The sequence below is a fragment of the Sphingobium cupriresistens genome (genome assembly GCF_004152865.1).
Lineage (GTDB): Bacteria > Pseudomonadota > Alphaproteobacteria > Sphingomonadales > Sphingomonadaceae > Sphingobium > Sphingobium cupriresistens.
Map to the genome: position 1 here is coordinate 41,363 of NZ_SEOO01000014.1, position 23,309 is coordinate 64,671.

Sequence of the window (23,309 nt, forward strand, 5' to 3'; positions counted from 1 at the left end):
TCAATTGGCTTGAAAGGCCATTTAGGCTTATGCTCTCTTTTGGAAAGTAGGCACCAAAAAGTGCTGTAGTCACCCAAAGGTAAGAAATGGCGAATCCGCTCCAAACCCGCTTCCATGCCGACGATATCGCGCAGGCCGAACATTATCTTGCGACCGATCCCCCCGCCGAACTCGACCCGCGGGTGGAGCGACTCGTCAACGACCTGATCGGCCGCATCGCGGACAAATGGACGCTGCTGGTGCTGGAACTGCTGGAGGAGAAAGGCGTGCTGCGCTTCTCCGCAATCGGCCGACAGATCGATGGCATCAACCAGAAGATGCTGACGCAAACGCTGCGCCAGATGGAGCGCGACGGCCTGCTCACCCGCACCGTCCATCCGGTCGTGCCGCCGCGCGTCGACTATGCGCTCACCCCGCTCGGCAACAGCCTCAGCGCCGCCTTTTGCGGCGTCTGGGTCTGGGCCGAACGCCATCTCGACATCGTCGAAGCCGCCCGCGCCACCTTTGACGCGCGCGACTGATTCACGGCGCGGTCGTTCTAGCGGAGCGGCGTGTCCTTACTCGCTCGTGGTCGGCAGCGGCTGCACGATCAGCTTGGGCTGGCTATTGTCCGGCAGAGTGCGTGTAGCGGCCGGCGGACCAGATACCGAGGCGGCGGGCGCGACAGCTGGCGCAACGCCCCCGTCCGATGGCGGCGGCGGGGTCGCCTCCAGCGCGCTCTTGTAACTGGGCGTCCATCCCTTGGGCGGCGCCTCCCCCGGCGGGATCGGCGGCGGCGGCAGCGGGGTGGGCGACACGACGACCGTCACCGTCGCACCGAAACGCGACTGCCATTCGGCCAGACGACGCAGATAATCCGCATAGGCGGCGTAAAATTCCTGGAACGGCTTTTCCAGTTCGGCCAGCAAGGCCGGCGCGGCTTCCAGCAACTGGTCCGATGGCATCGCGATCATCTTCGCCCCGACCGTCACCGCGACCGGGCAGAAACTCTTGATGACCGGCGGCAGCGCGAAGAAATTATAGACCACCGTGTTCAACCGTTCGCGCGACGCCATGCCTGAACTGCCATAGGCGACGCTGTAGTTGCGATCGACCGCCGCATTGGCCCCGTTCAGCGCCGCCTTATGCACCGCCAGCAACTGATTATACTGGTTGCGCGCGGTCGGCCCATATTTGTCGCAATTGAGCGCCGCGACGTTCAGTCCCATGCGCAGGTGCCACAACGCGGTATTCGACGTCACGCCGCGATTGGCGGTCAGATATTTGCCGTCCGCACCCTGCGTCGGGATGCTCATGCCTTCGACCGCATTCGCAGGCGGCATCGGGCGGATGGTGGGCACCACCGGCGGCGGCGGGGTCGGCGGCGGTGGCGGCGGGGTCGAACAGGCCGCCAACACGGCCAGCGACGCAAGCGAAAGACGGCCAAGACGGCGCGATGACAACATCAAATTCTCCGATGGGACTGTGCGCCGGTCATGCCGTGCATTTTGTGCGGAGGAAATATGCCTAACGCTCGGTTCGCCGCAAGCCTTTAGGCGGCTCGCCGCTCCAGCGCCGCGGCGGCCTGATCCATCAGTTGCGCGATGATGTTCGCGACCGGTTCTTCCTTGGTCACCATGCCGACCGATTGGCCCGCCATCAGCGACCCGCCCTCAACATCCCCGTCGATCACCGCGCGGCGCAGCGCGCCCGCCCAATAATGTTCGATCTGCAACTGCGCTTCCATCATGTCGACCGCGCCTTCGTCGAGCAGATTGGCGACCTCGCGCTGCTTGACGGTGAAATTCTCCATCCCGGCATTTTTCAGCGACCGCACCGGAATCACCGGCAGGCGCGGATCGATCTGCACGCTGGCGATCGCATCGCGCGCCGACGCACGGAAGAACGCCTTCTTGAAAGCGGGATGCGCGATGCTCTCGGTCGCGCACGCAAAGCGCGTGCCCAACTGCACGCCGGCCGCGCCCATTTCCAGATAGGCGGCGATCGCCTCGCCCCGGCCGATGCCACCGGCGACGAACACGGGAACCTGCTCCGCCATTTCCGGCAGGATTTCCTGCGCCAGCACGCTGGTTGCGACCGGACCGATATGGCCGCCCGCCTCCATCCCTTCGACCACCAGCGCATCCACGCCCGACCGCACCAGCTTCTTGGCCAGGCTCAGCGCCGGCGCAAAGCAGATCAGTTTGGCCCCTTTCGACTTGATCGCCTCGATGCTGCCCTTGGGCGGCAGCCCCCCGGCCAGCACGATATGGCTGACCTCATGCTTCGCGCACACATCGATCAGGTCGAACAGCATCGGATGCATGGTGATCAGGTTCACGCCGAACGGTTTGTCCGTCAGCGCCTTGGTCGCTGCAATCTCCGCGTCCAGCAATTCGGGCGTCATCGCGCCGCACGCGATCACACCGAACCCGCCGGCGTTGGAAATCGCCGACACCAGGTTGCGCTCGCTGACCCAGCTCATCGCCCCGCACAGGATAGCGCTCTCGCACCCGAAAAAGGCGGCGCCGCGGGCCATCAGGGAGTTCAGCTTTGCGTGGGTCATGAACTTAGCCTCTAGAATCACAAAAAGCCCCTCTCCTTCAGGGGAGGGGTTGGGGTGGGGGCTGTCCACTTGACGCGGCATGTGGGGCAATCCCCCACCCCCGGCCCCTCCCCTGAAGGGGAGGGGAGAAAAGGTCAAGCCATCGGCGCGTCCAGCCCATAGGCCGTGTGCAACACACGCACCGCCAGTTCCGTCTCATCCTCGTCGATCAGCACCGAAACCTTGATCTCGCTGGTGGATATCGCCTCGATGTTGATGCCGCGATCGGCCAGCGTCTTGAACATGGTCGCTGCGACGCCCGCATGGCTGCGCATCCCCACACCCACGACGCTGATCTTGGCGACTTCGGTGTCGGTGATGATCCGGCGAAAGCCGATCGCATCCTTGTTCGCTTCCAAAATGTCGACGCTGCGGGCCAGGTCGGCGCGCGGAACGGTGAAGGTGACGTCCGTCTCTTCATTGTCCTTGCTGTCATTCTGGATGATCATGTCGACGTTGATCGCCGCATCGGCCAGCGGCACGAAGATGTTGGCGACCGCGCCCGGCTTGTCGGGCACGCGCGTCACGATGATCTTCGCCTCATTCTTGTCATGGGCGATGCCGGTGATGAGCTGACGTTCCATCTTGTCTTCCTTGAGCTTGGCTTCCAGTTCCACGTCGCTGACGATCAGCGTGCCGGGCAAATCATCCTGCGTGGGATCGTCGAAGGACGACAGCACCTGCACCACCACGCCCTCTTTCATGGCGAGGCCGACCGAGCGCGTCTGCAACACCTTGGCCCCGACCGAGGCCAGTTCCAGCATCTCCTCATAGGTGACGAGGTCCAGCTTGCGCGCGCGCGCCACGATCCGCGGGTCCGTCGTATAGACGCCGTCCACGTCGGTATAGATGTCGCAGCGATCCGCCTTGATCGCTGCGGCCACTGCGACGGCCGACGTGTCCGACCCGCCCCGGCCCAGCGTCGACACCCGGCCATCGGCCATCATGCCCTGGAAACCGGGGATCACCGCCACCGTGCCCGACCGCATCGACGCCAGCAGGTCCAGCGTGTCGATATCGCTCACCCGCGCCTTGGCATGGGCTTCGATCGTGCGGATCGGCAATTGCCAGCCCAGCCAGCTGCGCGCATCGACGTCCATGGCTTTGAGCGTCATCGCCAGCAGCCCGCTGGTGATCTGCTCGCCCGCGGCGACCACGACATCATATTCGGCCGGATCGTACAGCGCCGACGCTTCCTTGCAGAAACCCACCAGCCGGTCCGTTTCGCCCGCCATGGCCGACACCACGACGGCGACTTCATGGCCCTGGCTCACGACATGTTTGACGCGCGCGGCCACGTTGCGAATTCGCTCCATCCCCGCCATGGAGGTGCCGCCGAATTTCATCACGATGCGCGCCATGTGTGTGTCGAACCTTATCCACTATTATGAAAGAAAATGTCCCAAAAGGGCCAAACGGCGCTCCTATTAGCAGCGCGGGCGCATATGGCAAGCAATCCTGCCGCTCGCGCTATCGTATGAAAGGCCCGCTCTTTTCGGTTCAACGGCATAGGTCCATTTGCCTCCCGTCCATGGCCTGCTAAAAGCCGATACAGGATAATCGAAACCACCCCTCCTCGTTCGCCCTGAGCCTGTCGAAGGGCTGTTCTTCTTTTCGGGGATTGCAGACCAAGGCGCATCATGACCCAAAACACTGCCACGATCGACCCGAAGGAAGCCGCCCATTTCGGTGATATGGCCGCCGACTGGTGGAACCCTGCCGGCTCCAGCGCGATGCTGCACAAACTCAACCCGGTGCGCCTCGCCTATATTCGCGCCGCGATCGACCAGCGCTGGCCGGGCGATGCGCACGGCTTCCGCCCGCTCGCCGGCAAGCGCGCGCTCGACGTCGGCTGCGGCGCGGGCCTGCTGGCCGAACCGCTCGCCCGCCTCGGCGCGACCGTCACCGGGCTTGACGCAGCCCCTGAAAATATTGCCGCCGCTCAGGCCCATGCGGCGAGCCAGCACCTCTCCATCGACTATCGCGCCACCCCGGTCGAAGCCATGACCGACACCGGCTTCGACCTCGTCACCTCGATGGAAGTGATCGAACATGTCGCCGATCCCGCCGCCTTCATAGCCGCGCTGGCCAGCAAACTCGCCCCCGACGGCCTGATGATCCTCTCGACCCCTAACCGCACGCCCCTCTCCCGCCTCGCCATGATCACCATCGGCGAAAGCATAGGCGGCATCCCAAAGGGCACGCATGACTGGCACAAATTCATCACGCCCGAAGAACTCACCGCGCTGCTGGAACAGGCGGGCCTGACTGTCATCGACAGCAGCGGCCTCAGCTTCGATCCCGGCCGCGGCTTCACCCTGTCCGCCAACAGCGCGATCAACTATCTGCTGACCGCGCGGCACCGACAGGCCTGACCGCCCTTCCGATCAGAATAGACCCATGATGCGACACCTGCTCTTCTGCGCGCTGCTCGCATCGCTGACCGCCTGCGCGCCCCCGCCCGCCGACCAGTCAGCCAATAACGCCCAGACATCCAATGCCGCGCCTGTCGTCAGCATGACGAGCGCCCCCGCCTGCCCGGACAAGGCCGCCCGCCTACCCGGCACCGGCCTGTGCCCGGCGGACGCCGCCGCGCTGCTCCCCGCCGACGATCATCCCTCGCTGCCGGACGGCTGCGCCTGGTCGGTCAACGAAGCCGCCCTGCCCGACGACATTTGGCTGCTCTATCGCGCCGCCCGCTGCGCCGGAAAAACCACAGCCCTCGCCTATGCGCCGGCCCGGCCGCTCGCCCGCCTCGTCTACGCGCTTTCGCCCATGGGCGGCGATCAGGCGAAGGGCGCCACGCTGGTCGCCTTCGCCCCGGCCGACCACCACGATCCCCAATCCACGATCCTGGCGCTCACCCGCGCCGCGATCACCGATCAGGCCGACGACCATGGTTGCCATGTGCGCAAGGCGGACATCCCCGGCTGGCCCGCCGACGCGCTGGTGGTCGATATCCCGGCCGCCGAAGCCGCCGCTATGCGGCAGGACGAAATCCGCACCGCCTGCGGCCCGCTCGGCCTGGACCAGGGGTCGCAACTCTACTGGCGCATCCGCCAGGGCCATGTCTGGCATTTCGACCTCGGCCAGGAATCACCGGAAATCAACCCGCGCTCGCTCACCCTGGTCCGCAAGGAGGCCGGAGGTCGGTGGGCCGCCATTGCCTAAAGAAAACCCGGCTTCTTGACCCTGATCCGGCGATAGCGCGCTTCGATCAGGCTGAACATGCCGAACAAAGCCAGCCCGAACGCAACGATGCCCAGGATTGCCGCGCCTTCCGACTGCGACCGCAACTGTTGGAGCGCCTCGCCCAGGCCACCGGCGCGGTCGGCGTCATGGTTTGTCGCCGCCATGATGAGAAACCAGCCGATGATGGCGAAAATCAAGGCACGCGCCGCATAGCCGCACCGCCCCACCCACCGCACATAGCGCGGGGCCGGAACCTGGGCGTCCAATTCGTCGAACCTTGCCTTATAGGCCTTGACCGCCTGAGCGGCGGCCACCGCGAAAAAGCCGATGCCGACCATTATCAACATCAACGTCCCGCCCGGCTGCGCCAGCAGCCAGGCCGACCAGCTTTGCGCACTCTCGTCGCCCGGACTGCCGCCTTGCGCCGGTGTCTGGCGAAGGGCCAGACGCGCCGCCGCCGTCGCCAGCGCCAGATGGGTGATCCCGCTGACCGCATATCCCGCGCGCGCAAACCGCCCCTTAATGTCGCGGCTGCGATTTTCCGGGTCGGTGATCCCCTCCGTCAGCCGCCAGATCGCATAGCCGACGAATCCGATCGCGCAGATCGCCAGCAGCACATGCCCCAACGGCGCACTGGCCAGCGTGCCGAGCGCGCCCTGATTATCCTTCAACTGCCCGCCATTGACCGCGACGTCGAGCGCGAACCAGCCGATCAGGATATAGACAAGCCCCCGCGCGGCAAAACCGATCCGCGCCAAAAGGGTCATCCTGTCGTCATAGGTCATGCCATACTCCCTGTCGCACGGCCAATGCGCCGGCAGGACGTCCGTTCCCATCAAAGGCAAGCGCGAGCGGAAAATAGGCGCGGCTCACCCGCCTCTCCAAAAAGAAAAGGGGCGGAAAACCGCCCCTCCTCCCGCGTGATCGGACACCAACCAATTACATCGTGATCTTGGCGCCCGCATACATGTACCGGCCGACATAGCTGATCGGATAGTTGGACGACGCGATCGACGGCTGCTGGTCGAACAGGTTGTTCGCGCCGACATAGAAGCGGAACCGTTCGTCCACATCATAGGCGACATACAGGTCGTGCTGCCACTTTTCCTTGTATTTTAGATATTTGCTCTCGGCGATATCCGGGTTGGCGTTGGTCTGCTCCAACTCGTATCGCCGCGTCTTGCTGAACCAGCTCACGCCATAGTTGATCGTCAGCTTGTCCATCTTCCAGGTGATGTCCCCGGTCGCGTTCCACTTGGGATAATAGGCTTCCTCGCGGTCCACATCGACGCTTGCGCCCGGCGTCGGGATGAATTCCAGCTTGTTGAGGTAACCACCGACCAGCGTGATCGCAAACGACCCCGTCTTGGCGGTGTTGAAGCCGTAATTCAGCTTGAAGTCCGCACCCGACGTTCGGAAATTGGCCACATTCTGCGGCTGGACGTACCAGCTATTGATATAGCCAGTCGTCGTGTCGCGGCCGATATTCTGGCAGAACACATTGTCCAGCGTCGGCTGATCGACGCACAGTTCCGCCACTTCTTCCGCTGTGGCGGTGTTGACGGCATTTTTCAGCTTGATGTCATACCAGTCGAACGACGCCAGCAGGCCCGGAATGAAGCTGGGGCGCAGCACCACGCCCGCCGTCCACGTCCGCGCCGTTTCTTCCTTCAGATTGCGGTTGCCGCCGGAAAAGCCCGGCAGGCTGACAGTCGCGGTCGGATCGTTTTCCGGGTTGAACGCAGCAATCTGTTCCGGCGTCAGGCCCGCGGCCGCCAGCGTCGCCTGGCAATTGGCGACGCGATATTGCGTGCCCTCGCCGATATAGACCGGGTCGCATGGATCACCGATGAAATCGAACCCGCCGTTGCGCGGCGCGAACAGTTCGGTGATGTTGGGCGCGCGCACCGCTTCGGACCAAGTGCCGCGGAAGGTGATGTCGGGGATCGGCGCATAGGTGCCGTCCACCTTCCAGGTCGTGGTCTTGCCGATGGTCGAATAATCCGACAGCCGGATCGCCGCGCCAAAGCTCAGATTATAGGCGAAGGGCACTTCCTTGAGCACCGGCACCGACAATTCGCCAAAAATTTCCTTCACGTCAAAGCTGCCCTTTTCGGGCAATTGCAGCGAAAAGTCCGCCAACGCGCCCTGCTGCAACAGGTCGTCGGGCACGAAGCTGCTCTTCTCCTTGCGATATTCGCCGCCGATGGCGAAGCCGATGGGACCGCCAGGCAATTCGAAGAACTGGCCGAAATCGCCAGAGATCGAACCTGACACGACATGCTGCTGGATTTTGGCGCGGTTCAATATGTCGGCATTGACCCAGTCGAGCGCCGCCTGACTGGGCGACCCGTTGCCCAGCAGGTTGAGCGGACGGCAACCGCTGCCCGCGCCCGGCGTGAAGGTCGTGGCCGGCGCGTCATAATTGTCGGGATTGATGTTGGCCGTGGGGTCCAGGTCGGACCGGCAGACGATCTGTCCGGTGGCCGGGTCACGCACCGCGTCGATCGCCGCCCAGTAACGATCCCCGATGCGATAGTCGGTCAGCAGCACCTTCGACTTGGTCTGGCCGAACGTGTAGGACAATTCATATCGGGCATGGTCGGAAATTTCCCCCTCGAACCCGCCTACGAAACGCATCGTCTCGCGCTCATTTTTCTCGCCGCGCACGCCCATGTCGAAATTATCGCGCGACACCAGCGCGCCATCCGCGGCCAGTCCCGCGAAAATCTGACTGCGGAAAACGGCAGGTCGCCGCTCCTTCCGCTACGGCATGGGCCTATTGCCCCACCGCCTCAGCCCGCGCCACCACCGCGCGCGCTTCCTCGACATGCATCGCCTCGATCATCCGCCCCTCATAGCGTTCCGCCCCGCCGGTCGCCGCCTCGATGAGCCGCCGCGCGTCCGCCACCGCCTGCGCGTCCGGCCCGAACACCTGGTTCGCCACCGGCACCTGGCTGGGGTGGATCAGCGTCTTGCCATCGAAGCCCAGCGCATGGCCGGCCACACATTCCGCCTCCAGCGCGCCCAGATCGTCCAGCCGGTTATACACCCCATCGAACACCGCGATGCCCGCCGCCCGCGCCGCCAGCACCACCGCCTGCATCGCATGGCTCAGCCCCTCGCGCCCCACGCCCGCCGGTATGCCCAGGTCGCGGCGCAGGTCGTTATTGCCCATGAACAGCCCGGCGCAGCCCTCCGCCGCGGCGATCTCCACCGCCGCCAGCACGCCGCGCGCGCTTTCGATCATCGCGATCACCGGCTTGCCGCACACGCTATACACGTCTTTCACCTGCCGCCCCGCCTCCACCTTGGGCAGCACGACATAGTCCGCGGCCGACGCCTTGACCGCCACCATCTCCGCCCCGTGCCAAGGCGTCCCCGCGACATTGATCCGCACCGCGCCGATCCGCCCGCCAAAACCCTCGCCCAGCGCCGCGATCGCGCCGGCCCGCGCCTCTTCCTTGGCGTCGTCCGCCACCGCATCTTCCAGGTCCAATATGACCATGTCGCACGGCAATGTCCGCGCCTTGGCGATGGCGCGCGCGTTGGACGCGGGCAGGAACAGCAGCGAACGGGCGTGACGCAGCAACATGATATTCTCCTGGGTAGCGGTTTGCCTTTCCCCGTTAACGATTAGGGCGCATAATCCAAGCCCACATCCGGGGGAGAGACATGGATATGCTGACGACCTTCGCACTGACGCTCACGGGCCTCGTCCTCTTCTACCTCGCGGTCAGCGTGAAGGTGGTGCGGCAGGGCTATCAATATACGATCGAACGCTTTGGCCGGTTCACCGAAGTCGCCAAGCCCGGCCTCAATTTCTACCCCGCCTTCTTCTACGCCGTGGGTCGCCGCATCAACATGATGGAGCAGGTGGTCGACATTCCGGGGCAGGAGATCATCACCAAGGACAACGCCATGGTGTCGGTCGACGGCGTGGTCTTCTTCCAGGTGCTCGACGCCGCCAAGGCCGCCTATGAAGTGTCCGAACTCTATGTCGCGATCATGCAGCTCGCGACCACCAACCTGCGCACCGTCATGGGCTCGATGGACCTCGACGAAACCCTCTCCAAGCGCGACGAGATCAACGCCCGCCTGCTGTCCGTGGTCGATCACGCCACCAACGCCTGGGGGATCAAGATCACCCGCGTCGAGCTGAAGGACATTCGCCCGCCCGCCGACATCGTCAACGCCATGGGCCGCCAGATGAAGGCGGAGCGCGAGAAGCGCGCCAACATCCTGGATGCTGAAGGCGCCCGCGCCGCCGAAATCCTGCGCGCCGAGGGCGAAAAGCAGGGCCAGATATTACAAGCCGAAGGTCGCCGCGAAGCCGCCTTCCGCGACGCCGAAGCCCGCGAGCGCGAGGCGGAGGCCGAAGCCAAGGCGACGCAGATGGTCTCTGACGCCATTTCCGCCGGCAATCCGCAGGCGCTCAACTATTTCATCGCGCAAAAATATACCGAGGCGGTCAGCCAGTTCGCGACCAGCCCCAATGCCAAGACCATTCTCTTCCCGGTCGAAGCGACCCAGCTGATCGGTACGCTGGGCGGCATCGGCGCGCTGGCGAAGGAAGCGCTGGGCGCCGACGGCACCCCCGCGCCCACCCCGCCGGCACCGCCCCGCCGCGGCCCCTTCGGCCAGAGCCAGGGGTGATGGGCATGGTGACAGCCACATCACGCTGGACGGTTACAAACCCCCGGCCGTTCGTCCCGCGCCTGTCGAAGCCCCTTCCCTTCCTTCTCCACATCGCTGCGACGTCCTTCAAACCAACCTCCCCAACGCGTAATCGGACCATCCACCCATGACTGCCACTCTCTCCCTGCTCCAGGATCATTGGGGCTGGCTGGTTTTCGCGGCCCTGCTGGGCATTGCGGAGGTGATGATCCCCGGCGTCTTCCTGATCTGGATCGCGATCGCCGCCGCCATCACCGGCCTCGTCGCGCTCGCGCTGCCGATCGCGCTCCCGCTCCAGTTCCTGCTGTTCGCAGCGCTCAGCATCGCAGCGGTCTATGCCGGCCGCCGCTGGTATGTCGACAATCCGGTCGCCTCCACCGATCCCCTCCTCAACGACCGCACCGCCCGCCTGATCGGCCAGACCGTGACCGTCGTGGAGCCGATCGTCGGCGGCGAAGGCCGGGTCAGGGTCGGCGACAGCGTCTGGACCGCCACCGGCGCGGATGCGGACGCTGGCGCCAGGGTGCGGATCGTGGGCGCGGACGGGACGATGCTACGGGTGGAGGGGGTTTAGGCGGATTTGCCGCCATCCGACGTCCCATTTCCATTCCCCGGAGGCGGTCGTTCGTTCAGGTTCAGGCGCTCTTTCCGGCGCCTATTTGCGACATCGACGCCGCCGGTTCGTGACCCGCAAAAAGGCGTCGGCCAGAATGGTGTGAACTTCGCAGGCTTTTCGCACGCGCCACGAAGGCCGCAAATAAACTGCCATATGCCCAGCGAAAATATGCCAAGCTGACCGCAACGATCTACCGGAGACCCACATTCCATGCGCACCAATCGCCGCGATTTCCTGGCCGCCGGCGCGTCCGCCCTCAGCCTGACCGCCCTCCCCGCCCGCGCCGCCACCGGCCCGGACGCCGCCGCGCAGGCGCTGCTCGCCGACATGGCCGAAGCGATGCTGGCCGATGCCCCGGAAACCGCCAGCGGCCTGGGCATCGACACCGGCGCACGCGCCCCGCTCAAAAGCCGCCTCGGCAACAAGACGCCCGCCGGCCAGGCGCAGATCGCCGCGCATGTAAAGGACCGCCTCGCCCGGCTGCGCGGCATCGATCTCGCGCCGCTCTCGCCCGCGACCCGCATCGATGTGGAGGTGGTCCGCACCGCCCACAACACCGCGGCGGAAGGCTTCGCCTTCCCCTTCGGCGACATGGCGATCATGAACAGCAACTGGTCCTACCGCAACAGCCCCTATGCGGTCGCCCAGAATACCGGCAGTTTCGTGGAGACCCCCGATTTCCTCGACAGCAACCATGTCGTCAAGGACAGGGCGGACGCCGACGCCTATCTTGCCCGCCTCACCGCCTATGCCGCGAACCTGACTGGCGAAACCGATCGGCTACGGCACGACGCGGGCATCGGCGTCACCGCTCCCGCCTTCCTGCTCGACAAGACGCTGGGCCAGATGAAGGCGGTGCAGACCCTCCCCCTCGACCAGTGGGTGCCGGTCGCCTCGCTCGCCCGCCGCACGAAGGACATGCCCGGCGATTATGCCGCGAAGGCGCAGGCCATCGTCCATGACCAGGTCGCCCCCGCCCTCGCCGCCCAGGTTGCCGAACTCACCCGCCAGCGCGCCACCGCGACGATGGACGCGGGCGTGTGGAAACTGCCGCAGGGGGATGGCTATTATGCTTGGGCGCTCAAGGCCGGGACCACCACGACCATGGCGCCCGACGAGGTCCATAGGCTCGGCCTCGACCAGCTCGCCGCGCTCCAGTCCGAAATGGACGGGCTGCTCGGCAAGCTCGGCATGACCAAGGGCACGGTGGGCGAACGCATGACCGCGATGGGCAAAGACCCGCGCTATCTCTTCCCCAACGACGACGCCGGCCGGGCGCAGATCCTGTCCTTCATCGACGGCCGCCTCGCCGACATCCGCACTCGCCTGCCCCGCGCCTTCGCGACGCTGGTGCCCGCAAAACTGATCGTCAAGCGCGTGCCGGTGGAAATCGAAGCGGGCGCGCCCGGCGCCTATGCCGGGGCCGGGTCGATCGACGGCTCGGTGCCCGGCAACTATTATATCAACCTGCGCGACACCAGCATCTGGCCTCGTTATTCGCTGCCGACGCTTTGCTATCATGAGGGGATACCAGGCCATATCTGGCAGGGCGAATATACGTATAAGCTGCCCTTGATCCGCTCGCTCCTCGCCTTCAACGCCTATAGCGAAGGCTGGGCGCTCTATGCCGAGCAACTGGGCGACGAACTGGGCGCCTATGATGGCGATATCGCCGGGCGGCTGGGCTATCTCCAGTCGATCGCTTATCGCTGCTGCCGCCTCGTGGTGGACACCGGCCTCCACGCCATGCGCTGGACCCGCGACAAGGCGATTCACTGGTTCGCCACCACCAACGGCTCGACGGTCGAGGATGTTCAGGGCGAAGTCGACCGCTACTGCGCCTGGCCGGGCCAGGCCTGCGGCTACAAGGTCGGCCATGGCGAAATCGTCCGCCTGCGGGCACAAGCGCAACAGGCGCTGGGCGACAGGTTCGACTTCCGCCTGTTCAACGACGCCGTGGTCAAGAGCGGCGGCGTCCCAATGACCGTGCTGGGCCAGAGCATCGACGTCTGGGTGGCGGAACGGAGGAGGGCGCAATCAACAGCCTCGCTACATGTTCCCGCGCGGAAACACGCAACGCTATAACCCATATGAAAAAGGGCCGGAGGATCACTCCCCCGGCCCTTCCCTATTATCGCTGCGTCAGCCTTTACCCGACGAACGCCCGCTCGATCACGAACTGCCCCGGCGCCGCATTGGAGCCTTCGGTAAAGCCCTGTTCCTCGAAATAAGCCCCGAACTGCTTGATCATCTCCATGCTGCCGCACATCATGATCCGGTCGGTTTCGGGATCGAACTTCGCCGCCCCCGGAATCCCCTCGAACAGCGCGCCGCTCTCGACCAGCTTGTCGATCCGCGCGGTATGGCCGTCGAACGGCTCGCGGGTCACGGTCGGCACATAATGGAACTGGTTAGGCGCCTGCTCCGATACCAGCGGGTCTTCCGACCATTTGCCTTCCATCTCGTCGCGGAAGGCCAGGTCGCTCACCCGGCGCACCGAATGGACCACCACGACCTGCTCGTAAAATTCATACACGTCCGGGTCGCGCGGCAGGCTCAGGAACGGGGCGAGGCCCGTGCCGGTCGACAGCATGAACAACCGCTTGCCCGGCAACAGCGCGTCGGTCACCAAAGTCCCGGTCGGCTTGCGACCGAGGTATATCTGGTCGCCCGGCTCGATCTTCTGGAGCTTGCTGGTCAGCGGCCCGTCCTGCACCTTGATCGACAGGAACTCGATCTCTTCGTCCCAGGCGGGGCTGGCGATCGAATAGGCGCGCAGCAGCGGCTTGCCATTGTCGCCCTTCAGGCCGATCATGATGAACTCGCCCGACCGGAAACGGAAGCTTGCAGGCCGCGTGATACGGAAGCTGAACAGATGCTCGTTCCAGTGCTTCACAGACAGCACGGTTTCCACGGAAAGCGCGCCGGTGGGTTCCAAAACCGGCTTTTCGATCGTCTCGTCGGTCAACAGTCTATCCTTGCACTACGCAAAGCACCGCAGTTGGGCGATGTTTCTTGCGGATCGCTCGCAATAATATTGAAGCCCGCGAATGGCCCGTCCACCGTGCGAAGGCAAGGCCAAAAAAACTTGGGGAGCATAAACCTGCTACCGGCAGGGCGCGCGTTTTCGCAGACACCCCCAGCCGCCTGGTCAGCCAAACAGGCCCTTGGCGATGCCGCCCAGTTCGTTCATCGGATTGCCGTCGCCATCCTTGTCGAAAAAGCCGCCCAGCTTGCCCAATATCGCTTCCGGCCCGCCGAACGTGCCGAGCAATTCCTGCAACTTGTCCGCCGATACGCCGTGTTCGGCCGCGGTTTCGGCCAGCGCCGACACGCTGGTTTCGCCCGACCCGATCTTGGCGCTGATCTCGCTCATCAGGCCCTGCATCTGCTCAGGCGTGACGCCGATCTGCGCCGCAATGGCTTCCAGCCCGCCCATTTTGCCAATCAGATTCTCGAACATGCCCGCAACTCCCGCATGAAGGTTGGCGTGCAGAATAGCAGCTTGCGCCCTTAACCCAAAGCAAAAGAGCCGGAGGATCGCTCCCCCGGCTCTTTGCGCAGTCTGTCGTCGTGGATCAGGCGGCGACCAGCGCCGCGTCGCGCACGCCGTCATCGACATGGTCCACGAATTGGGCGAAATTGTCCACGAACGCCTTCACTAGCGTCGCGGCGGTCGCGTCATAGGCTCCCTTGTCCGCCCACATCGCGCGCGGGTCGAGGATGGTCGGCTCCACGCCATTGACCGCCACCGGCACGTCGAAGCCGAAATTTGGATCGGTGCGGAATTCGGCCTGGTTCAGGCTGCCGTCGAGCGCCGCGTTCAGCAGCGCGCGCGTCACCTTGATCGGCATCCGCTTGATCCCCGGCATGGTCGCCTTGCCGCCCGCCCAACCGGTATTGACCAGCCAGCAGGTGACGCCGCCCTTGTTGATCCGCTCTTTCAGCAGATTGCCATAGACGGATGGATGACGCGGCATGAACGGCGCGCCGAAGCAGGTCGAGAAGGTCGCGGTCGGCTCGGTCACGCCAATTTCTGTCCCCGCGACGCGCGCGGTATAGCCAGACAGGAAGTGATACATCGCCTGTTCTGGGGTCAGCCGGGCGATCGGCGGCAGAACGCCATAAGCGTCGGCGGTCAGGAAGATGATATTCTTGGGCACCGGACCCAGATTCTTCTCCGACGTGTTCGGGATGAAATCGATCGGATAGGAACCGCGGCTATTCTCGGCCAGGCTGTTGTCGTCCAGGTCGATCTCGCGAGTCTCCTCGTCGATCACAACATTTTCCAGCACCGTGCCGAACCGCTTGGTCGTGGCGAAGATCTCAGGCTCGGCTTCGGCCGACAGGTTGATCATCTTGGCATAGCAGCCGCCCTCGAAATTGAAGACCGCCGTGTCCGACCAGCCATGCTCGTCATCGCCGATCAGCGTGCGGCTGGCGTCGGCCGACAGCGTCGTCTTGCCGGTGCCGGACAGGCCGAAGAAGACCGCCGTGTCGCCGTTCGCGCCGATGTTGGCGGAACAATGCATCGGCATCACGCCCTTGGTCGGCAGCAGATAGTTGAGGATGCCGAAGACCGACTTCTTCATCTCGCCGGCATAGGCGGTGCCGCCGATCAGGATCAGCTTCTCGGTGAAATTGACCGCGACCACGGTTTCGCTGCGGCAACCATGGCGGGCCGGATCGGCCTTGAAGGTCGGCAGGTCGATGATCGTATATTCGGGCGCAAAGCTGCTCAGTTCCTCTGCGCCGGGACGCACGAGCAGGGTGCGGATAAATAAATTGTGCCAGGCGCGCTCGTTGATGACGCGCACATTGACGCGATGTTCGGGCTGCGACCCGCCGAACAGGTCAGCGACATAGAGCGTGTTCTTCTCGCCCAGCGCCTTGAAGAAATCTTCTTTGAGCGCGGCGAAATGGTCGGGCGTCATGCCGCGATTGGTGTCGCCCCACCAGACGGTCGATTCGGTTTCGGCGTCCCGGACGATGAACTTGTCCTTGGCGCTGCGGCCGGTATGCTTGCCGGTCTTGACGACCAGCGGGCCGTCCTTGGACAATATGCCCTCGCCATTACGAACCGCCGCTTCGACCAGCGGCGCCGTGCCCAGATTCCAGAACTGGGTGGCATTGGTCTTGATGCCCTGGTCGGCCAGGGTGATTGAGGATTTGGCCTGCACGCCTTTGCTCCTGAATATGTTGTGCTCGTATCGCGTCATTCGTCTTGTTCGCGACCGATCCGCCCCTTGGGCGCCGCTTATATCGCACGGCGTCCCTTGCTGCTGACAATCAAAGGCATAGGGCTTTGCGCCGAAAGCGTCAAATCCCCGTGCGCAGCGATATGTCCCGAATTTCATCACCTCTGTCAGTGGAACCGCCGCCCGCCTTCCTTGCGAGCCCGGCCGCCATGGTCTAACGCTCCTTCCATCCCCCTTTCACGACCATGGGACACCGCATGACCGCAACCATCGCCCTGGTGGATGACGACAAGAATATCCTGACATCGGTGTCGATCGCGCTGCAGACCGAAGGTTTTCTGACGCGCATCTATTCCGATCCCGAAAGCGCGCTCAAGGCGCTGCTGGACAACCCGGCCGACCTCGCCGTCTTCGATATCAAGATGCCGCGCATGGACGGGCTGGAACTGCTCCGCCGCCTGCGCGAAAAGAGCCAGATGCCGGTCATCTTTCTGACGTCCAAGGCGGATGAGCTGGACGAAGCGCTGGGCCTCGCCATGGGCGCCGACGATTATATCGCCAAGCCCTTTTCCCAGCGCCTGCTGCTGGCGCGCATCCGCGCCATCCTGCGCCGCGCCGAGGTCAGCAAGATCCCCGACGCCCCCGACCAGCCGGTCGCCGACCCGATCATCCGCGGCCGGCTGGAAATGGACCCGGCGCGCCACCGGGTGAAATGGAACGGCCAGGACGTCACCCTGACGGTCACCGAATTTCTGATCCTGGAAACCCTTGCGCAGCGGCCCGGCGTGGTCAAGAACCGCAACCAGTTGATGGACGCCGCCTATCAGGACGACGTCTATGTCGACGACCGCACGATCGACAGCCATATCAAGCGGCTGCGGCGCAAATTCCGCGAGGTGGATTCCGACTTCAATGCAATCGACACCCTCTATGGCGCCGGATATCGTTTCTCGGAGGAATGAAGGCGGCGATGCCGGGTTGCGCTGGTCTGGCCGGATCAGCCTCACCCCGCGCATCCTGGCCGTCAACGTCTTCGCGCTGGCGCTGCTGGCGGGGGGCTTCTTCTATCTCGACAGTTATCGCACGCGCATCGTCGACGCCCGGCTGGAACAGTCCGCGCGCGAATTGAAGCTGCTCGCTATCGGCCTCGAAAATGCGCCTGCCGACCGGCACGATGCGCTGATCGCCGCCTATTCGCGCCAGACCGGCGACCGGGTGCGCCGCTATGCGGCCGGCGGCTGCCTGATCGCCGACAGCTTCGCCATGGATGCGCCGCGCTACCGCCTGCGCTTGCCGTCCGAAGAGGAATGGCAGCGCCATGTCGCCCGTTTCCTCGACAAGGCGGTGGACCGGATCGTGTCGGCCGATCGGCCGCCCGACTTCATCGAGCCTACGGTCGACCGCGCCGAGGCCTGGCCCGAACTGCTGCTGGCCCGCAAGACCGGCCAGCCGCAGGCGATGAACCGCTACGCCCCCGACCGCACCTTCATGATTTCGGCCGCGACGCAGGTGCGCGACGGCACGGCGTTGTTGGCGACCGAAAACGCTCGCGACATCACCCGCATCGTGCGCGCCGAACGGCTGCGCCTGGGCATGGTGCTGGCCGTAGCGGCGCTCGCCTCGGTGCTGCTCTCGCTGTTCCTGGCGCGCACCATCGTCCGCCCGCTCCAGCGCCTCGCCCGCGCCGCCGTCCGTGTCCGCCTCGGCCGGGCGCGCGAAGTGACCGTGCCGCGCCTGCCCGAACGGCGCGACGAGATCGGGATGCTCGCCCGCGCCCTGTCCGACATGAGCCATGCGCTGCGCCAGCGGATCGACGCGACCGACGCCTTCGCCGCCGATGTCAGTCATGAACTCAAAAACCCGATCGCCTCGCTGCGCTCCGCCCTCGACGCGCTCGACCGGGTCGGGGCGGAGCGGCCCGACCTGCGCGACCAGTTGATGGCCATCGCTCAGGACGATGTCCGCCGCCTCGACCGTCTCGTCACCGACATCGCCGAAGCCTCGCGCGTCGATGCTGAACTGTCCCGCACCCGATTCGAGCCGATCGACCTTGGTCTCCTCATCGAACGGATGGTGATCGCGCGCGAAGCGCGCGGCGTGCCGCGCGGCGTCCGCCTCGCCTTCGCTCGCCCGCGCAAGGATGTCGCGGTGGTGCTGGGCGAGGAAGGGCGGCTGATCCGCGTGCTCGACAATCTGATCGACAACGCCATCTCCTTCTCCCCCGACGGCGGCCTCGTCCAGATCATCGCCACCGTCGCCGACCATGAAGTGCTGGTCAGCGTCGAGGATGAAGGGCCAGGCGTCCCGCCATCCGAACGCGAGCATATCTTCCGCCGCTTCCACAGCGTCCGCCCGGAAGGAGAAGCGTTTGGCAAACATTCGGGCCTGGGCCTCGCCATCGCCCGCTCGATCATCGAAGGGCATCAGGGCAAGATCGGCATCGGCGACCGGGAAGACGCGCAAAGCGGCGCCCGTTTCATCCTGCGCCTGCCTATGGCGGTGGAGCGCGATCCGGGCATCGTTTCGGAATAGGACGAAAGGCCGTCCCAGCGGCATTTCCATCACGACCAACACAGGTTAAGAGGGGTGTCGGGGATATGGCGCGCGCACTTTCATCAGAGACGCTCCACGCAACGAGCGTGGCCATTGCTGGCCGTGTCGTGCTGCTGTGCGGCCCCAGCGGCAGCGGCAAGTCCGACCTCGGCCTGCGCCTGATCGACCGTGGCGGCATCCTCGTCAGCGACGACTATACGCTGGTCAAACGCATCGACGGCCGACTGGTCGCCACCGCCCCCGACACGATCCGGGGCAAGATGGAAGTGCGCGGCCTCGGCATTATCGCCCTGCCCGTGGCGCAGGATGCGCCGGTGGCCCTGCTCGCCGATCTGTTCGACATTGTGGACCGTATGCCTCTGGAGCCGCTGTTTCGCGCCGTCGCGGGCATTGACGTGCCCGTCATCAAGATCGCCCCGTTCGAAGCCTCCGCCCCGATCAAGGTCGAACTCGCGTTGAAATCCCTCGGATTTGCGCCATGACCCCGCCCAAGACCATTCTCCTGCTCTCCGGTCTGTCGGGCGCGGGCAAGACCACTGCGCTCAAGACGCTGGAGGATATGGGCTGGGAAGTCGTCGACAACCTCCCCCTCGTCCTGCTCGACCGGCTGCTCGACACCCCCCTGCCCGCGGGCCATGCTGGCGCGGACGAGCGGCCGCTGGCGCTGGGCATCGATGCCCGCACCCGCGATTTCGACGCCAACGCCATCGTCCAGCGGATCAAGGCGATGCGCGAACGCCATGGCCATGACATCGAAACCCTGTTCCTCGACTGCTCCGGCACCGAACTGGAACGCCGTTTCGCTGAAACCCGCCGTCGCCATCCCCTCGCGCTCGATCGCCCGGCCGCCGACGGCATCGCCCGCGAACGCGAACTGACCGAACCGCTGCGCCGCTGGGCGACCCAGGTGATCGACACCACCGGCTTCACCAGCAACTCGCTACAGCAGGAAATTCGCAGCCGCTTCTCGCGCGAACGGCTGTCGGACCCGGTCCTGACCATTCTCTCCTTCGGCTTTTCGCGCGGCGTGCCCCGCAATGCCGACCTGATGTTCGACATGCGCTTCCTGCGCAATCCGCACTGGGACGCCGACCTGCGGCCCAAGACCGGGCAAGACCCGGACGTCGCCGCCTATATCCAGGCCGATCCCGCCTATGAGGAAGCGGTCGGCAAGATCGAGGACCTGCTCGCCACCCTGCTGCCGCGCTATTCGGAAGGCGGAAAGGCCTATATCACCGTGGCCTTCGGCTGCACCGGGGGCAAGCACCGCTCCGTCCATGTGGCGGAACGTGTCGCGAACTACTTGCAAGATGCGGGCTTTTCGCCCACGGTCTTGCACCGCAATATTGAATCGACGCCCCAGGATAGTCTGGAGAAGCGCCGTCCGGGAGGCCCGAAAGCAATATCATGAAGCAGGTGGGCCGCAGAAGCACATGATTGGACTCGTACTCGTCACCCATGGGTCGCTGGCGACCGAATTTGTCGTAGCCATGGAACATGTTGTCGGCCCCCAGCAGCAGATCGAAACGATCTGCATCGGGCCGGAAGACGACATGGAACTGCGCCGCGCCGACATCGCGACGGCGGTCGCCCGCGTGCAGGACGGATCGGGCGTGATCCTGCTGACCGACCTGTTCGGCGGCACCCCCTCCAACCTCGCCATCTCGCTGCTGAAAGCCGGCGAGATCGAGGTGATCGCGGGCATCAACCTGCCCATGCTCATCCGCCTGGAAAGCGCGCGGAAGGTGATGGACGTGCGCGCCGCGGTGGCCGCCGCGCGCGAAGCCGGGCAGAAATATATCAGCGTCGCGTCGGAACTGTTGGGCAGCACCACATGAATGAAGTCAGCCAGTTAGTCCGTATCAGCAACAAGCGCGGCCTCCACGCCCGCGCCAGCGCCAAATTCGTGACCCTGGCCAGCGGCCTGCCCGCCGACATCCTGGTGAGCAAGGACGGCAACCATGTCACCGGCACGTCGATCATGGGCCTGATGATGCTGGGCGCCGCGATGGGCGATCATATCACGATCAAGGCCACCGGACCCGAAGCCGCCGATTCGCTGGGCAAGCTGGTCGGCTTGGTCGAGGACAAGTTCGGGGAAGAGTGAGGCTGCGGTTGTTGGGGATGGGGTGATTTCCTGTCATCCTCCTCCCTTTACAGGATGGGTGGCGAGCGCAGCGAGCCTGCAACCCTCACGCCAAAGCCGCCCCTGCCAAACTCCTTCCGATGTAGGATTTTATCTGATCTATCCTGAAAGATGGGCCAGCCCCGCCGCGCGCTGCCCCAGCGCCCGTCGCGCGGGCGTCGCGTCACTGGCGCGTCCGCGTGACCCATCCGTTACGCAACAGCATCGTCGCCATGGCCCCAGCCTTACGTTACCGTGGTTTTACCGGCACTATCGCCCGATTAACCCGACAACGGTGTGAACTTCGCCGTGACGCGCAATGGTCACCCCTCCGCCGCGCTCCGCATCCGCGTGAAGATATCCCAGGTCGCGATGAACAGGGCCGCGATCACCGGGCCGATGACGATGCCGTTGAAGCCGAACATCTCCAGCCCGCCCAGCGTCGATATCAGTACGACATAGTCGGGAATCCGCGTCTCGCGCCCCACCAGGATCGGGCGCAGCACATTGTCGACCGACCCGATCACCAATGCGCCGCACGCCACCAGCACGCCCCCCTGCCAGATCGCCCCTGTCGCAAACAGATAGATCGCCACCGGCACCCAGACGATCGCTGTGCCGACCGCGGGCAACAAAGACAGCGCGCCCATCAGCACGCCCCACAGCAACGCGCCCTCTATGTCGAGCGCCCAAAAGACGATGCCCCCGATCAAGCCCTGCACGATGGCGACGACAATGCTGCCCTTGATCGTGGCGCGGATGACGACCACGAACTGATCGATCAGCGCCTGGCGCTGGCTGGCGCGCAGCGGCGCCGCCGCCGCGATGCGTTGCGACAGCAATTCCCCGTCGCGCAGCAGGAAATAGGTCAGGTACAACATGACGCCCAGCGCCACGAAGAAGCTGAACGCGCTCTGCCCGATCTGGAACGCCTGCGCCGCCAGCGTGCGGAAACTGCTGGTCACGCCCTTGGTCACCATATCCTGCGCCGCATAGAAATTGGTCAGGCCCAATCGCCGCAAATAGGGCGTCGCCCAATCGGGCAGCGCCGCCAGCACCTGCCCGAACAGCCGCACGAAATTAATCTCGCCCGACTGGATCTTGGCATAGAAATAGGCCCCTTCCTGCAACAGCGCCGCACCCAGCACGAAGGCCGGGACGATCACCACCCCCAGGATCAGGAACAGGGTGATGAGCGCCGCGCCATTGCGATGCGTGGGAATGGCCGACAATATCTGCCGGTTGAGCGGCGCGAACAGGATCGCGGCGATCACGCCCCACAGCACGGCGGCGAAGAAAGGCTCGATCACCAGCGCGAACGCGATGGACACGACCAGCACGACGCCCAGGAAAAATCCGTCCTCGATGCGGGGCGAGACATGCAGCGGCGGCACCGGGGCAGGCGTGACGGGTGGCGGGGGTGTTTTGGCGTCCATCGGCGACCCTTCGCAAAATTCGCGATTCAAATCCATCGTGGAAGATGCGCATCGGCTTCCCCCTGTCCTTTTCACCTTTCCATGGCTAAGGAAGCCGCTTCCTTCCGCTCATTTGGGACCAGCGACAGACGTGGCACGCGAGATCACCGGATTTTCCAACCCGCTGGTGAAGCGCGTCCGCAGCTTGCGGGAAAAAAAGCATCGCAAGGCCGAGGGACTGTTCCTGGCCGAAGGGCTGCGCATCCTGACCGAAGCGCGCGAGGAAGGCGTGCTCCCCGAAATGCTGTTCCACGCCGGCTCCACCCATCCCCTGGCGCTGGACCTGATCGACGCGATGGACGCGACCGGCGGCGACGTCATCGAAACCACGCCCGACATCCTGTCCAAGATCAGCGGCAAGGACAATGCACAGGCGGTGGTCGGCGTCTATCGCGACCGGCTTACCCCGCTCGACAGGCTGGACCGTACCAAGGCGGACATCTGGATCGTCGCCCAGTCGCTGCGCGATCCCGGCAATCTCGGCACGATATTGCGCACGGGCGACGCGGTCGGCGCGGGGGGCCTGATCCTGATCGACGATTGCGTCGATCCCTTCTCGGTCGAATCGGTGCGCGCCTCCATGGGGGCGCTCTTCACCCAGTCGATCACCCAGGCGCGCTGGGGCGAATTCATGCACTGGCTGCGGCAGGGACCGGGCGAACTGATCGGCACCAGCCTGAAGGCGACGCAGGACTATCAGGAACCAACCTATCAAAGCCCCAGCTTCCTGCTGGTCGGCAACGAAGCGCAGGGCCTGCCGGAAAGCTATGAGGCGGAATGCGACATACTGGTCAAGATGCCGATGCTGGGCAAGGCGGACAGCCTGAACGCCGCCGTCGCCACCGCCGTCATGGCCTATGAATTGTTGAACCAGAAGCGAAAAAACTAG

At 64.7% G+C, this 23,309-nt stretch carries 23 protein-coding genes; 13 read left to right on the plus strand and 10 right to left on the minus strand.

Going from position 1 to position 23,309, the window contains the following annotated elements; all coding sequences use genetic code 11:
- Positions 1-86 precede the first annotated feature (86 nt).
- Positions 87-521, plus strand: coding sequence for a winged helix-turn-helix transcriptional regulator (locus EWH12_RS10140; RefSeq protein WP_129926490.1), 435 nt, complete (start codon positions 87-89; stop codon positions 519-521).
- A 36-nt stretch (positions 522-557) separates the two neighbouring features.
- Here the strand turns inward: EWH12_RS10140 and EWH12_RS10145 are convergent, their stop codons facing one another.
- From EWH12_RS10145 to EWH12_RS10155, 3 genes are all read right to left on the minus strand, one after another.
- Positions 558-1,445, minus strand: a complete 888-nt coding sequence (locus EWH12_RS10145) for a hypothetical protein (RefSeq protein ID WP_066600582.1) — start codon at positions 1,443-1,445, stop codon at positions 558-560.
- Positions 1,446-1,531: 86 nt separating this feature from the next.
- Positions 1,532-2,545 (minus strand): NAD(P)H-dependent flavin oxidoreductase, encoded by a 1,014-nt coding sequence (locus EWH12_RS10150; RefSeq protein WP_129926491.1) that lies wholly within the window; start codon positions 2,543-2,545, stop codon positions 1,532-1,534.
- Between the two features lie 134 nt (positions 2,546-2,679).
- Positions 2,680-3,945, minus strand: coding sequence for an aspartate kinase (locus tag EWH12_RS10155; protein ID WP_066600577.1), 1,266 nt, complete (start codon positions 3,943-3,945; stop codon positions 2,680-2,682).
- 279 nt (positions 3,946-4,224) lie between these two features.
- Between EWH12_RS10155 and ubiG the strand changes: the two genes are divergently transcribed.
- The gene (gene ubiG / locus EWH12_RS10160) at positions 4,225-4,959 is read left to right on the plus strand and encodes a bifunctional 2-polyprenyl-6-hydroxyphenol methylase/3-demethylubiquinol 3-O-methyltransferase UbiG (protein ID WP_129926492.1); all 735 of its coding nucleotides are present in this window, start codon (positions 4,225-4,227) and stop codon (positions 4,957-4,959) included.
- Positions 4,960-4,984: 25 nt separating this feature from the next.
- Positions 4,985-5,755: a hypothetical protein gene (locus EWH12_RS10165; protein WP_129926493.1), complete on the plus strand. Its 771-nt coding sequence runs from the start codon at positions 4,985-4,987 to the stop codon at positions 5,753-5,755.
- On the opposite strand, the gene EWH12_RS10170 is transcribed toward EWH12_RS10165, so the two are convergent.
- The 3 genes from EWH12_RS10170 to EWH12_RS10180 form a co-directional block, all read right to left on the minus strand.
- Complete coding sequence (locus tag EWH12_RS10170; protein WP_165363600.1) at positions 5,752-6,561, minus strand: DUF1206 domain-containing protein; 810 nt, start codon at positions 6,559-6,561, stop codon at positions 5,752-5,754. The genes EWH12_RS10165 and EWH12_RS10170 overlap by 4 nt on opposite strands.
- A gap of 154 nt (positions 6,562-6,715) precedes the next feature.
- The gene (locus EWH12_RS10175; protein WP_242496009.1) at positions 6,716-8,473 is read right to left on the minus strand and encodes a TonB-dependent receptor; all 1,758 of its coding nucleotides are present in this window, start codon (positions 8,471-8,473) and stop codon (positions 6,716-6,718) included.
- A gap of 82 nt (positions 8,474-8,555) precedes the next feature.
- Entirely contained in the window at positions 8,556-9,371 is an 816-nt protein-coding gene (locus EWH12_RS10180) for an HpcH/HpaI aldolase/citrate lyase family protein (protein ID WP_129926495.1), read from the minus strand.
- An 86-nt stretch (positions 9,372-9,457) separates the two neighbouring features.
- On the opposite strand from EWH12_RS10180, the gene EWH12_RS10185 reads away from it, so the two are divergent.
- From EWH12_RS10185 to EWH12_RS10195, 3 genes are all read left to right on the plus strand, one after another.
- Complete coding sequence (locus tag EWH12_RS10185; protein ID WP_066604938.1) at positions 9,458-10,432, plus strand: SPFH domain-containing protein; 975 nt, start codon at positions 9,458-9,460, stop codon at positions 10,430-10,432.
- Between the two features lie 148 nt (positions 10,433-10,580).
- Complete coding sequence (locus EWH12_RS10190; protein ID WP_129926496.1) at positions 10,581-11,027, plus strand: NfeD family protein; 447 nt, start codon at positions 10,581-10,583, stop codon at positions 11,025-11,027.
- Between the two features lie 252 nt (positions 11,028-11,279).
- Complete coding sequence (locus tag EWH12_RS10195; RefSeq protein WP_129926497.1) at positions 11,280-13,154, plus strand: DUF885 domain-containing protein; 1,875 nt, start codon at positions 11,280-11,282, stop codon at positions 13,152-13,154.
- A gap of 64 nt (positions 13,155-13,218) precedes the next feature.
- On the opposite strand, the gene EWH12_RS10200 is transcribed toward EWH12_RS10195, so the two are convergent.
- From EWH12_RS10200 to EWH12_RS10210, 3 genes are all read right to left on the minus strand, one after another.
- Positions 13,219-14,037, minus strand: coding sequence for a ferredoxin--NADP reductase (locus tag EWH12_RS10200; protein ID WP_066600555.1), 819 nt, complete (start codon positions 14,035-14,037; stop codon positions 13,219-13,221).
- A 183-nt stretch (positions 14,038-14,220) separates the two neighbouring features.
- A complete protein-coding gene (locus EWH12_RS10205) occupies positions 14,221-14,532 on the minus strand; it encodes a hypothetical protein (RefSeq protein WP_066600552.1) in 312 nt (103 codons plus the stop codon).
- Between the two features lie 115 nt (positions 14,533-14,647).
- Positions 14,648-16,249 carry a phosphoenolpyruvate carboxykinase gene (locus EWH12_RS10210; RefSeq protein WP_129926498.1) on the minus strand — a complete coding sequence of 534 codons (1,602 nt, stop codon included), beginning with the start codon at positions 16,247-16,249 and terminating at the stop codon, positions 14,648-14,650.
- A 275-nt stretch (positions 16,250-16,524) separates the two neighbouring features.
- Between EWH12_RS10210 and EWH12_RS10215 the strand changes: the two genes are divergently transcribed.
- The 6 genes from EWH12_RS10215 (at position 16,525) to EWH12_RS10240 (ending at position 20,927) form a co-directional block, all read left to right on the plus strand.
- Complete coding sequence (locus EWH12_RS10215; RefSeq protein WP_066600551.1) at positions 16,525-17,229, plus strand: response regulator transcription factor; 705 nt, start codon at positions 16,525-16,527, stop codon at positions 17,227-17,229.
- The gene (locus tag EWH12_RS10220; protein ID WP_129926499.1) at positions 17,198-18,799 is read left to right on the plus strand and encodes a sensor histidine kinase; all 1,602 of its coding nucleotides are present in this window, start codon (positions 17,198-17,200) and stop codon (positions 18,797-18,799) included. The genes EWH12_RS10215 and EWH12_RS10220 overlap by 32 nt, the downstream gene beginning before the upstream one ends.
- Before the next feature lie 65 nt (positions 18,800-18,864).
- On the plus strand, positions 18,865-19,302 hold the full coding sequence (locus EWH12_RS10225) for an HPr kinase/phosphorylase (RefSeq protein WP_066600547.1): 438 nt from the start codon (positions 18,865-18,867) through the stop codon (positions 19,300-19,302).
- Positions 19,299-20,231, plus strand: coding sequence for an RNase adapter RapZ (rapZ, locus tag EWH12_RS10230; protein ID WP_129926500.1), 933 nt, complete (start codon positions 19,299-19,301; stop codon positions 20,229-20,231). The genes EWH12_RS10225 and rapZ overlap by 4 nt, the downstream gene beginning before the upstream one ends.
- Before the next feature lie 22 nt (positions 20,232-20,253).
- On the plus strand, positions 20,254-20,658 hold the full coding sequence (locus EWH12_RS10235) for a PTS sugar transporter subunit IIA (protein ID WP_066600542.1): 405 nt from the start codon (positions 20,254-20,256) through the stop codon (positions 20,656-20,658).
- Positions 20,655-20,927 carry an HPr family phosphocarrier protein gene (locus tag EWH12_RS10240; RefSeq protein ID WP_066600539.1) on the plus strand — a complete coding sequence of 91 codons (273 nt, stop codon included), beginning with the start codon at positions 20,655-20,657 and terminating at the stop codon, positions 20,925-20,927. Before EWH12_RS10235 ends, EWH12_RS10240 begins: the two co-directional genes overlap by 4 nt.
- A gap of 341 nt (positions 20,928-21,268) precedes the next feature.
- Here EWH12_RS10240 and EWH12_RS10245 read toward each other — a convergent pair whose 3' ends face one another.
- Positions 21,269-22,381, minus strand: coding sequence for an AI-2E family transporter (locus EWH12_RS10245; RefSeq protein ID WP_066604923.1), 1,113 nt, complete (start codon positions 22,379-22,381; stop codon positions 21,269-21,271).
- Positions 22,382-22,511: 130 nt separating this feature from the next.
- Between EWH12_RS10245 and EWH12_RS10250 the strand changes: the two genes are divergently transcribed.
- Positions 22,512-23,309 carry a TrmH family RNA methyltransferase gene (locus EWH12_RS10250; RefSeq protein ID WP_129926501.1) on the plus strand — a complete coding sequence of 266 codons (798 nt, stop codon included), beginning with the start codon at positions 22,512-22,514 and terminating at the stop codon, positions 23,307-23,309.